At 39.6% G+C, this 12497-nt stretch carries 11 protein-coding genes; all 11 read left to right on the forward strand.

What is annotated here, in order from left to right; genetic code table 11:
• Positions 1 to 4 precede the first annotated feature (4 nt).
• The 11 genes from MKX39_RS21615 (at position 5) to cpaB (ending at position 12463) form a co-directional block, all read left to right on the forward strand.
• The gene (locus MKX39_RS21615; protein ID WP_340765392.1) at positions 5 to 685 is read left to right on the forward strand and encodes an SAF domain-containing protein; all 681 of its coding nucleotides are present in this window, start codon (positions 5 to 7) and stop codon (positions 683 to 685) included.
• A gap of 47 nt (positions 686 to 732) precedes the next feature.
• Positions 733 to 1494 carry a hypothetical protein gene (locus MKX39_RS21620; RefSeq protein WP_340765394.1) on the forward strand — a complete coding sequence of 254 codons (762 nt, stop codon included), beginning with the start codon at positions 733 to 735 and terminating at the stop codon, positions 1492 to 1494.
• Entirely contained in the window at positions 1491 to 3083 is a 1593-nt protein-coding gene (locus MKX39_RS21625) for an ATPase, T2SS/T4P/T4SS family (protein ID WP_340765396.1), read from the forward strand. Before MKX39_RS21620 ends, MKX39_RS21625 begins: the two co-directional genes overlap by 4 nt.
• 11 nt (positions 3084 to 3094) lie before the next feature.
• On the forward strand, positions 3095 to 4063 hold the full coding sequence (locus MKX39_RS21630; protein WP_340765398.1) for a type II secretion system F family protein: 969 nt from the start codon (positions 3095 to 3097) through the stop codon (positions 4061 to 4063).
• Between the two features lie 17 nt (positions 4064 to 4080).
• Positions 4081 to 5025, forward strand: coding sequence for a hypothetical protein (locus MKX39_RS21635; RefSeq protein ID WP_340765400.1), 945 nt, complete (start codon positions 4081 to 4083; stop codon positions 5023 to 5025).
• A gap of 20 nt (positions 5026 to 5045) precedes the next feature.
• The gene (locus MKX39_RS21640; RefSeq protein WP_340765402.1) at positions 5046 to 5447 is read left to right on the forward strand and encodes a hypothetical protein; all 402 of its coding nucleotides are present in this window, start codon (positions 5046 to 5048) and stop codon (positions 5445 to 5447) included.
• Entirely contained in the window at positions 5447 to 6748 is a 1302-nt protein-coding gene (locus tag MKX39_RS21645; RefSeq protein WP_340771927.1) for a hypothetical protein, read from the forward strand. The genes MKX39_RS21640 and MKX39_RS21645 overlap by 1 nt, the downstream gene beginning before the upstream one ends.
• A 112-nt stretch (positions 6749 to 6860) precedes the next feature.
• On the forward strand, positions 6861 to 7733 hold the full coding sequence (locus tag MKX39_RS21650) for a hypothetical protein (protein WP_340765406.1): 873 nt from the start codon (positions 6861 to 6863) through the stop codon (positions 7731 to 7733).
• Between the two features lie 15 nt (positions 7734 to 7748).
• Positions 7749 to 9899: a type IV secretory system conjugative DNA transfer family protein gene (locus MKX39_RS21655; protein ID WP_340771931.1), complete on the forward strand. Its 2151-nt coding sequence runs from the start codon at positions 7749 to 7751 to the stop codon at positions 9897 to 9899.
• Between the two features lie 110 nt (positions 9900 to 10009).
• A complete protein-coding gene (locus MKX39_RS21660) occupies positions 10010 to 11647 on the forward strand; it encodes a hypothetical protein (RefSeq protein WP_340771933.1) in 1638 nt (545 codons plus the stop codon).
• Positions 11648 to 11665: 18 nt separating this feature from the next.
• Positions 11666 to 12463: a Flp pilus assembly protein CpaB gene (gene cpaB / locus MKX39_RS21665; protein ID WP_340765411.1), complete on the forward strand. Its 798-nt coding sequence runs from the start codon at positions 11666 to 11668 to the stop codon at positions 12461 to 12463.
• Positions 12464 to 12497 lie beyond the last annotated feature (34 nt).

The raw sequence follows: 12497 nt of genomic DNA on the forward strand, positions 1-12497 counted from the left end.
ACGAATGAAAACGAATAAATTACTTTTCTCGGTACTCGCGGTGACATTCATATTGGCCGCGGCTATGTTTTACTACCAAAACTTTTATAAAGACTCTATGAAAGAAGAGGATATGCGGATAGTCTATGTGGCCAGAACAGATATACCAGAAGGCACAAAACTTGGAAAAGAGAATATTGCGGCCATTCAAATACCAGTTACCGCGATGTTGTCTAGTTATAAACTGGACTATACGAAAAACATTGAAGGAAACATTGCATCTAGTACCATTTTTGAACACGAAGTTATTGTGAAAGAGCGTATTACTGAAAAAGACCGAGACAAAAAGCAATTTATGATCAATGTTCAATCGGTAAGCGATATGCGTGGAATCGATAAAGGAGATACTGTTCGCATTGCTGTCATTCCGACAGAGTATGACAACACCGATTTATTCATGGTGTTGGATAAGAAGGCAGTCGCTTCAAATTCGATTAAAGTTAACAGTTCAGGGAAAGAAACGGGCGTGATTGATTCAGTGAATTTACTCATGAGCGAAGAGGAAGCTGCGGTTTTCTATAAAGCATCGAAGTCCGGTGAGATTATCGTCATGGAATACAATACCTTGGCAGATGCAGAGAAATCTGGCATGCAGTCATTTAACGAATTTATAACAAATCTACCAGTTGAAGAGACTGGAAAATAAGAGGGAGGTGACGGGTACAGGAGACAACCTCTTGTACCCATTCGTTTATGGAAGGAAAAGTTTACGCAGTAGCATCAGCTGTTCCGGGTGGAGGAGCTAAATATACAGCTCTACATCTAGCGTGTGAATCTAAGAAAGCAAGCAAGAAAGGGTACGGGGACGTTTTGTTAATTGATTTTGACTTTGATTATCCTTATCTAGCAGAAGCTTTTGTCAAAGAAGATGAAGATCATGGATTTGATGGTCTATTTAGCATGATACCCCCACTAGAACCGCTGGCTCGAGAGGTTTTAATGTCCCAAGTTACCGAAACGCAAATCGGGATAGATGTTTTGAGAGGAACAAATCAACCAGGCATAACTGGTCATGTGGATTCAGTTCATATTGAGAAAATCATAGAATGTGCAAAAGAAAATTATGACACCGTTATTTTGGCAATTCGTACGCTTCCTACATGTCCTGCAATGGTTCAAACACTCATTATGTGCGACCGAGCAGTTCTTGTAACTGAAGACAATTTTACCAATGCGAAAACAGTTTCCAGAGCACTTCGTCGAATCTCTCAGTACTATGCATCTGAAGAGCCAATAGGCATCGTTTACAACCGTTATCAAGCAACTACAAAGGGTGGCGTTAGTGAAAGTATTGGTAAATCGGATGTCCCAGTAGAAGCACTTGGATTTATCGTATACGACGAAAAGACAGTCGATCATTTGGATATGTTAGACAACTCGAAGTGGAAAAAGAAATCAAAGAACAAGCAAGTCTGGGCGGATGTTCACGCTAAAATGATTCGGAGGTATCAATGATGAAAATAAAAGGGAATCCTATTTCCATTAAACATAACGGTAAAGTGAGTGGTGTCCATCATGTTACTTGTGAGACACATTACCCACCGGTTACAGTAACGGCGTTTACGAAAGACAAACGAGAACTATTTGAATATTTGCTGAGCGAAGACAACTTCCAATCTTTAGATTCCATTGATGGTGATGTAAGACTGGTGTACAGAGATTCAAAAGAAGAAATTATTAAGACAGAAGAAGTCGATGTAGCTTCAAGATTCGGTCTTGATCCAAGAACGACAGAAGAAAAACGCTCAGAACGACAAGAAAAAACACAAATAGAGCGATTAATTGAGATTATCAAGGAAGAAATGGACAATCCTGCAGGTACTTCTCTAGAAGTAGAGGAACATACCGACCGATTAAATAGATGTACGATTGATTCCGACGCTCGTCATTATGTAGAGTCCAAAATACGCGGAATTCTTTCCAAAGAAAATGGCGTGTCTGAGCATCAAGTCGAATCTTACACTACTTATATCTATTCGCACCTGTATGGAATGGGGATTTTGCAAGAGATTGATGATAATCCAGAAGTTGGAGAGATAATGGTTAATGGGTTTATTTACCCTACCTTTCATACGGATATTTATTACATTAAAAAAGGAGAGAAAATTCGATACAACAAAGAATTCTCTTCTATTGAAGAAATGTCCAATGTGTTCTCTCGCTCCATCGCTTTCTCAAATAAAGAACTTAATAGTGTCGAACATGCACTCGTAGAAGCAACTCGTTCCAATAGAGATCGTGTAAATATCATTATTCCTGATGCTTCCGAGTCATATGTTATGAACATTCGTAAATTTGGAAATTTCGTACCTGACTTAGAAAATATGAAAGCCAGCGGGACAGTAAATGACTTTATTGACCGATTGTTGAAAGTGTTGGTTGTCGGTAAAGCGAACATCGGAATTGGTGGAGAGATGGGTACTGGTAAGACGACCCTAATAAACTATCTTTTAACTAATACTCCTAAATCCGAGCGTAAAGTGGTTGTTGCATCTGTTTCAGAGACAGACATAGACCGTGTTTTGAAAGGGCATGACATTATCAACTTGAACGTGGATGAGGAGAAGGGGTTTACCTTTCAAAAACTAGTCAGAGCTGCGTTACGTACGACAGCTTCTCGAATCATTATCCCCGAATCTCGTGGGGATGAATTCAAACAAGTACATGAAGCCAATCTGAAAACCAAGGGGAATATGTTTACAGCCCATGCATTAGATGATTATGCATTTTTAGACATGTGTGTGGATATGTATATGGGCGACAGTGCGGGCAATCCGATGGTGATCCGAAATAAATTAGCCAATTCCATCAATATTGTTGTCATAATGCGTTTGGTTGGAAAAGAAATTCGTATTAAGTCAATTAGTGAGATGATCCTGGACGACAATCGGGAGTTCACTCGCTTGAATACACTTTTACATTGGGTTCAAGACAAAGAAGACCCTACAAAAGGTCAATACGAACAAACAGATCATCGATTAAGCGAACGATTAAAGGAACGTCTTAATGAGTATATTCCATATTCAGAGATGGAAGGCCTATAGGAGGGGAAAACATGACAAACATAAGTGAACGTTTCTTCCAGATTACTTCCGAACTGGGACCCGAGTTTTTTGGGTTCCTCCTGTTCGTTTCTGTAATGATTGGGCTTTTACTGTATTCACGAAATGCGAAAGATATGCGAAAAAAACGAGAAATGGCTCGATTCGAAGAAACAAAAGCAAAAGGAAAGAAAAACAAGAAGCGTAGTAAAACGCAGGAATTCACCTATTTCAAATCGCTACGGAAACAGATTAAGTTGCTATATTTCTTTAAACAAAATCCGAAAAAAGAAGAACGTCTCTACCATTTAATTCTGGTGGCAGAAGCAGTGATCTTTTTGTTCTTCTTAATCATTGGAAAAGTGATATTGGCTTTAGCTGTACCGTACATTTTTCATAAGTTTGCCCAGAAATCGATTGAGCTAGCAACAGATTCGATAGATTTGTATGTCGAACAGGAATTGCCAAATGCTATTAGGCACGTCATCAAAGCACTTACAAAGACAGGCGATTTAAAGACGGTTATCTATGAAGCCGGCAAGAGTATCCGCGAACCACTTCGTTCCAGATTTATCGAATTATCGAGGAAGTTGGTGACCGAAAATCCGGATGAAGCAATCATGGACTTCGCAGAAGAAATTGATAATACATGGGTATATGCATTCTCCTTCTTGTTAACTTCTTATCGAGATGCAAGTAAAAAGCGAGATATCGTACAAAATCTTGCAGACATGGCTTCCATGATTGAAAAAGAGGCTCTTGTGAAGTCTCAAGGCATCACCGAGAAAAAAGGTACGGTGGCTTTAAACAATATCTTGATGGGTATGGCAATTATCGCGTTCTTTGCCAATTTGTATTTTACGAGTGGGACTATTGAGTTCTTCTTCGAAACGGTGCAGGGCATGATTATGTTGATCGCAGGAATTACTATGGTCGGATTTACAGTCATTATCAATCTCGTGCTATCCAAGCGAGCAATATAATAGAGGAGGAAAACACTATGTACTATGTTTTATTTGCTGCAGTATGGCTGGTCATTGCTACCATCATCCTGTATGCACACCTTATTCATCGTAAAGAGCTTCACACAATTAGACGGTTTCCTAGTGGATTCTTTAACATAATGTACCAACTATCTTTTCTAGCCCCGTTCAAATGGTTTGTGGAAGATGATCTCGACTTGACGAAAAAAGGAGAACATATGAAAATGTTGCTTCATATGAGTCGATTTAACAAACGCTTTACTGTAAGAAGCTTTATGGCGTTTCATTTTTCCTTACTAATAGGAGCTATTCTTTTGTCTATTGTGGTGATTTACTTGATACCATATACAAGCACCATTTTCTCCGTTGTTTTTAATATTGAGACAAATGCAAATGGACCTGGAGACGTATCTACAGGAAAATCGTTGCTGGTATTCCTCTTGTTTTTAGTGTTAGCAATGTATCCAAAGTTTCATTTGAAGAACAAAGCAAAGAAAGAGTTGGTTGGTTTTAATAAAGAATTACCGATGATTCAAATGTTCGTCATTCTCATGTTGAAATCGAACAAAACGGTACGTGAAGTATTATTCGCTTTGTCGAAACTCAACACCTATCACCGCGAGACCTTTGAACAAGGCTACCGAATATATGCACGCAATCCCATTGAAGGGATGCGTTATTTGAAGGGAGAGTTCACTACCGGTCGATTTTCGGAGTTGTTTGATCTGCTCGAAGATATCGGGGAGTATGCGAAAAATGAGACAGTCACAATTCTTGAAGGAAATATGCGTAGCCTGACAGATGAAACAAATGATGTAAAACGAAAAAATGATATTAAACAAATGGTTTTCTCCCAGTTCTCAATGGGGCCTCCATTTGCGGCATTGCTACTCTTAGGTATTGTGCCAATCATTATTTCTGGTATTAACAGCTTTAGTTCAAGTTCCTTATTTGGATTCTAATAAGAAGGAGGAAAAAGACAATGAGAAAAAAACAACTCATCATTACAAATGAAGAATTTGAGAAAAAGATACTAAAAGCTCTCTGGTTACAAGGAATGTTGTTATTTGCCTCCGTTGGTATGACGATTACTGTCATTGGATTTATGTTCGATTACTACTATCTAGGAGCCTATTTCTTATTCGTCTCTTTTCTTTCTTATCGGGAGATGGGGAGGTTGAGAGACGAACGCAAAGCCTATCAACTCAATCAGTTACAAGAATTGACAGGACTTCATCAAGAAAAAATGTTTTTGGCGGAAGTAGATGAAAAAATCGAACGATATGAAGTGCCAATAGATGCAAATGAACAAGAAATAGAGAATCTGTACGTAACTCCTTACCGAAAATGGCCAGTTCGCTATCAGGAAAAGGGGGAGAATTGATGAAAAAATCACCAGAATTGATTATTGCCGTTTTATTAATAACCGGCACCCTACCAACTGCCTTTTTAGGCATGAGCAATGGTTTACAGACGCCGACCATCATGAGTTCATTTTTTCAAGAAGAAGGCTTGCCTAATTATCTACTCCTACATAACGGTTCTGGAGTTTTTAGTGTCGTTTCTGCTGTAAACGGAGAGAAATTGAGTGAAGAAAAGATTGAACCTCTTGTACGGCAAGAAGTAGTAGGAAAGAAAATGGAAAAAGTAGTAGTGAAAACGGAGAAGAAGCCTAAAAATGAAGTGAAAGTGGACCCTGCTAAAGCTACTCATAAAGGATACGAAGTCGTAGAGATTTCTATATTTCCAGGAGATAATTCTTGGAGAATACAAGAATCCCTTACGCCGAATAAGGACGTCGCGACGATGTTACGTGAAGTCAAAGCAGTAAATGGCGGTCAGGAGATGCACCCAATTTATCCAGGGAAGACTTACAAATTTCTGAAAGAAGTCTTAACTGTCTCACCAACAAAAGAAGAAGTGCAGGAAGAAGTTGTCGAAGAAATAGTAGAAAAAGAGGTAATCGAAACAAAAACTGCATTCATCGTGTCTAGTTCGGAAGTGGACGGAAGCTTTGCTTTTGCAACAGAAGGTAAGGTCGGGCATATCCAGATGAGCAAGGACGGTGAAATTCAAGAGCAAAGCTTCGCTTATGATACAAATGACGTTTCCGGTGTTAAAAAGACCATGGCGGGATTAATGGTCACTCACACGGATGGAACTAATCATTTGGTCAGCAGAGCTGGAAAAATTACCGCTTTTCCAACAGCTTCAGCCTATGCATTTGCGAATAATGTTACGGCTATAGCGTACGGGGAGCAGCTGGTTATTTCAAAAATCAATGAGGAAAAAAGCATTCTCTTGAGTCGTGAAGTGCAATCCATGGTGATCGAAGGAGATCAATTATTTATTTTAACGGAGGCATCTAAGGAAAAATCATTACTAGTTATTATTGACTTGACTTCTAGTGCCATTATCGACTTTCTGGAAATTGGAAGTGCCGCTTATGAAATGAAAAAGAATGGGGAAAACATTCATATCATATCACCAACGGAAGTGATGCAAGTGGATACTAATCGAAACGCAATGAAAAAACTTCTTCAGATACCAAAAGGGGAAGTGGTAGAACTGGTAGCGGACGGATATTATTTGACGAAAACACCTGGTGAAATCTCTATGTGGTTCCGAGACGGAGTAAGGACTATTCCTATCTTGGGTGAGGTAGAAATAGGAGATGCTCAATAAAATAGGAGTTGTAAACACGCGGATCGTAGCGTGTTTTTTTTATGCACTTCTTTTTCTGTGATTAAAAGTCTTTTGGTGAATATAATGCAAAAACGAATATGAGGTGTGATAGGTGAAAAAGAAAAGAAGCAAGGACGAGAAATTCGTTATCGGGGCTGTCGCAATTGGCTTTTTGCTATTGATCGTTTTCCTAGTTGTGACGTTTACCAATCAAGATTCCATAGGGAACGATACGGAGAAAAAGTCGGATGTTAGTGTAATTGAACATTCGGAAACCGAACACGATAAAGTCGTGGTAAAAGAAAAAGAAGTAGTGCAAGAAGAAAAGTGGGAAACGGGAACGCATCAAACCGTAGAGGTGAAACGAGAGGTCGCTTCTTTCGACGAAGCAAAATGGAGTGTAACCAGAACAGAACTGTTTAATTTAGTGCAAAACTTTCAGTTTCACGACGGCTACGCATTAATCGAAGGGCATGCAGAATCCTTTGAGCTTAGTGAAGAAGGACAAAAGTGGCATTATGCACTGAGTGTGATGAGTGAATTAACTGAAGGGACACATGATCATCCATTGTCTGCAGGTGGGGCATCCAACATTGCAAAAGGATTGTCTATCCCAGAGTTGACGTTAGCAGCAACAATGGTCGTCGACGAGGAAGCTAAAACGCTTGCTATCTTAAATGCAGATAGTGCCTTACCAATTTTTGAAGAGGAAGAAAAACGTATCGAAATCGGAAAAGTAACTCGTTTGGAAGTGAACGACGATTCGTTCTCTGACAAGCAACTTATATTGAAAGACATTCGAGGAAGCTACGGAGAAGCGGAAGTTTACGAAATTCCATTTGTAATGGACGGCTACAACCACACGGCGATCTTGAAAAATGATGAATATGGAAGTTATCAGGTTTATCACATCATAAAGGATGAATCTGCACCATATGAAACAGTTGGATTTTGGTTTGATGTGCTAGGAAGAATCAATCAATAAGAAAAGGAGAAACTTATGAAAAAAATAGATGTTCCAGCGTTTCAAAAGAGAGTAGGTCCATATTGCCTACATTTAATGGTGGCAGCAGTAGGCATGCAGTTCGTGTTCTTGTTTTGCCAACACTTATTCCGATTTTCATCACTGGTTATGACCGTGCTCTTGTTTGTTGTCACGACAACAGTATTTTTACTGACGAAAGACGAAGCGGAGGATAAAGAAAAGAATTTCGGTATGTATTTATTCCAAGCAAGTATTGGATTGCTTGCTATGTCCTTTACCACGCATTTTGGCGTAACATTTGCCAATTGGATAGACGAGAAAACTCCAGGTAAAGGAATGGCAATTTTCTCTTTAAATATATTAGTAGATGTATTGATTGTGATGATATCGTTTGCTGTCATGAAAAATGATAAGCGTCAAGAGACATTCCGTATGTTAAGAGATACATCTCTCATCGAGCGACTTGGATTAATCGAGAACAATACCGAGACAGAATTGGGAGATGTTGTTCTTTGCAACAATAAAGAAACGAAGAAGCCAGTCATCTGGAAATTTAAGGATCGATTCCTTCACATGCTCGTACTTGGTCCAACAGGTTCCGGTAAGACCAGTCAAACGATAATTCCGCTAATCAATCAGGACATGCAGAATTTATCAGCCGGAATTACGGTGATTGAGCCAAAAGGTGATTTGGCTGAAAAAGTCTACGCAATGGCTGAACATTATGGTAGGAAAGCAGTATATTTCAATCCTATTTTGCCGAATTGTCCTATCTTCAACCCTTTACATGGAAAAGAAGATGAGGTAATTGAGAGTATTGCAACGACATTCAAAATGCTAAGTCCTGATTCCTCTCAGTTCTTCTTAGATCAAAATGAAAACTTAATTCGTAATGCTCTTAAAGTACTGAAACGCTTAATGGGAAACAAAGCAACACTCATTGAATTGTCTCGCCTTATCCATAACTCAGGAGGTATGGGACGAAAAATGGTAACAGAATTTAGTCGTTTGAATGCAGAAACCGCAGAAATTGCGAAAGAGAACGCAGATATTGCTGCTTGGTTCTTAAACGACTACTTCAATGAAAAATCGAAAACATACGACAACACCTCTGGAGTTCGTTCACAGGTTTCTAAAATCACTTCCAACAAGTACTTAAGAAGAGTCTTAAACCCAGAAAACGGTGAAAACGACCTTGATTTCGAGAAACACTTGGCTGAGGGTGGCGTTATTACTATCTCGACTGCTCAGGGTGCCCTTCGTGACCTTGGTAAATTCCTTGGGTACTTTATCATCTTACAGTTTCAAGCCTCTGTATTCAGAAGACCCGGAAATGAGAACACTCGACGTGCACATTTCCTTTATATAGATGAGTTTCAAACTTACTCGAATCCAGGATTTGCAGACATGTTAACACAAGGACGTTCTTACCGCGTGGCTTCTCATTTAGCGACACAGAATAGAGCCTTAATCGGTATGGGTTCCGGTCGTGACGGAAAAAGCTTTATCGAATTGGTATCGACAAATGCTCGTAATATTGTTCTTTATCCGGGTGGAAATATAGAGGATGCCCGTTACTATTCAATGCAATTTGGCGAGATATTAGAGAAAACGACACAGATTGGTACAACTAGGCAAAAGTTCAATCCACTTAAAGGAATCAAGCCGATGAACTACGATTCGGAATCTATCCGAGAAGTCGAGGAGCTTAAAGCTAGGTTCTCACCAAGTGATCTTATTTATAAGGACTTTGGAGAAATCACCTATGTGTTAATAGAAAACAACTCCGTGAAATCACCAGCGGTGGGAGAAATAGAATTTATTCCAAAAGAGCTGAACAAAAAGCTCGACGCCATGGTGGAAGAGTTCAATGAAACATTCATGTCCAAAGAAGAGGCTCCAAAAGAAGTTGTAATGGAAGACGTATTGAATGTAGAACCAGTAATACTGATGGATGAGAAGGAAATGAATGAATTCAATGGCGATAATACACTCCCAGGAATAGAAGATGGCGTTTTCGAGGAGATCGTGATTGACGAGGAAGATACGATGGAGGACATTTCCAAACAATCTTCTCACCGCAAGTTTGATGACATGCAAGACCAAGACTACCGCCACATGCATCAAAATGATTCGCCGTATTCACACGACGATGACCTTATCTAAGCAAGAAGCCCTCCTTAGCAGAGGGCTTTCGCTTTTGTTCGTCCGTTTTCAGATATGAAAGACATGAGTCTTCCATAGAATACAGAAAAAGAGAAGGAGGAACCAAATCCTTGAAAAATGCAAACAAAGTATTTATGGCAATTGGGTACCGTCCATTAGAAGAATTTCTTGAAAAGACGCACACGCCCGAATTCCAATTCGTAGGAGCTACTGTTCATCGAGAAGGTATACTTCGAGGAATATCACAAAAAAAACCAGATATACTAATCATCCGAGAAAATTTAGATGGTAAAGAGAATATTTTAACAATCGTTCATACGGTTCGAGCACAATTCCCTGAAGTGCGTATTGTATTTCTTGCAGGAGATCGTGCTGCGGGTGATTCGCTTCTAGCTAACTTAGTTAGTTATGGAATCTATGACGTGTTGTACGGTGAAAAGATCAACGCTAAAGATGTGATAGGGGTAATGCGTTATCCGAATGATTATGCTCGGGTTAGACATTTACAACCGAAACCTATTTTTGACGAAGAGCTGAACAAGATTCTCTATGAAGCTCCAGATGCATTACCAGGAGAGACTATTGAGCACACGACGACTGTCTATGTGCAAGCCGATGAACGACCGGAGCCTAAGAGAGTTGAAAAAGAAGCTACAGCTGTATTCCCAGCACATGAAACAAAAAAACAGGAGGAACCGGTAGAAAAATTAATAGAAGAAGTACCGGAAGAAGTGCCAGAAGAAATACCGAAAAAAGAAGAAAATGCTTCTCTTCCGATACGGAAGAAAAAAGAAAAGGAGAAAATAGCACAAAAAAAATCTCCTGAACCCATACCGGAAGTAAAAGAAGAAACCCCAAAGAAAGAGCATGAAGGGGAAAAGACGAACCCACTCCTCAATAAGATTTGGAGTCTGAGAGGAACACTCGAAGACGATAAAACGATGATATTGGGTAACAAACAAAAAATACTAACCTTCGTAGGGGCTAAAGAAGGTGTTGGTACAACGACCATCGCTTTCAATACAGCGGTGGAATTAGCAAAAAAACATCGTGTCCTGTATGTCGAATGGAACGAGATTTTGGCTTCTACGGGATATTGGTACGAGCTAGGTCACCTAGACAAAGGTATAGACTCAGCACTCATGGCGATTTTAGAAGAAGAATTGCCGGAAGTAATGAATGCCGTGACACGTTTGAAAGAGGAGAAAAAACAACCAAGCGATATGCAAAAAGTGCACAAGAAGTTTCCTGATCAACTGGACTGCCTGTATTTCTCAGGGAGCTTCATGATAAAGGGAAAAACTTCTCGTGAATCTATTGCTCCTATCAATCTAGCCAAAGATTTATATCTCTACTTGTTATTCCAGGGAAGTTACGACTATGTAGTGCTAGATGTCCCATCTGATACGAAGTATGAGCCGACTATTCAAGCTATGACTTACGCTCACAAGGTGTTTTTTGTTACTACGCAAGACGTAGCTGTACTTGGTCAAACGATCAAAGCAATTAGCGGTCTCACAAAAGTGGGTATTGATCTTGGCTTGAAGGGTGTTTTTATACTCAATAAATATGAAAAGTTCGAATTAGATGAAAAGCGTGTGAAAGAGTGGCTAGAGATTAATTCAGTGGTCTCCTTTCCAAACGCGAACAAAGAGTGTCTTGTAGATAACTACAACGGCATGCCATCCATATTGCAATCCAGATCATTTATGCGGGCACCGATTAAGTCGCTGCTGACGCACCTATAAAACTAAGGAGGAAAACAGATGAAAATGAAACGTATGGCCATTTTGTTCATACAAGTTGCACTAATTGGCGGGGCAATATTTTTCTTTATGAATTACACACAAAAGGAAATTGAACCGACGAAGGTGTATGTGTATACAGCCGACATGGAAGCTAATCAAGAAATCAAGGAAGCAGACATCACACAAATCGAAATACCAGCAAAAGGGGTTCAGGATAACTTTGTTACAGATAAAAAAGACCTCAAAGGTATGTTTATCGGCTCTCCTGTATTTAAAGGACAGTATGTATATAAAGATAACGTTATCAAAGAAGGAGAACAAGATCCATTTGACTCAATGGACCTTGAACGCTATAGAAAAATGAGTATTCCTGTAAGTCTTGAATCAGGTATTGGTGGAAACTTGGAGCGTGGAGACAAGATAGACCTAATCTATCAAGATGGCGGCAAGGCTAAGGTAGAGGGTGACTTAGCGATGGAAGAGTCTGATTTTATCTATTCTAAAGCATTCCTTCAAGATGTAATTGTCTACAATGTTGTTACAAAAGAAGGAATTCCATATGTTGACCGTTCTGAATCGGGATACACATCAGAAGATGAAGATGGAGTAGGTGGAGAGCTTGCTGTATTAACAGTCGCTGTGACACTAGATCAAGCGGAAGAAATCTCAGCACGTCAAGCAAAAGGCAGTATTTCCATGGTTGCTAGATTCTCTGAAGCAGAAACATATGAAACTTTAGGATTTGTCCTAGGCGATTATGAGAAACAATTCGTAGCACCGGTTGAAGTTGAAACTAATCGTCCGCAAGGCGAATAAGAAAGGGAGGTGCGGGCATGTCTTTTTAGAAAGG

The organism is Psychrobacillus sp. FSL K6-1464 (assembly GCF_038003145.1).
Taxonomy (GTDB): Bacteria; Bacillota; Bacilli; order Bacillales_A; family Planococcaceae; genus Psychrobacillus; species Psychrobacillus psychrotolerans.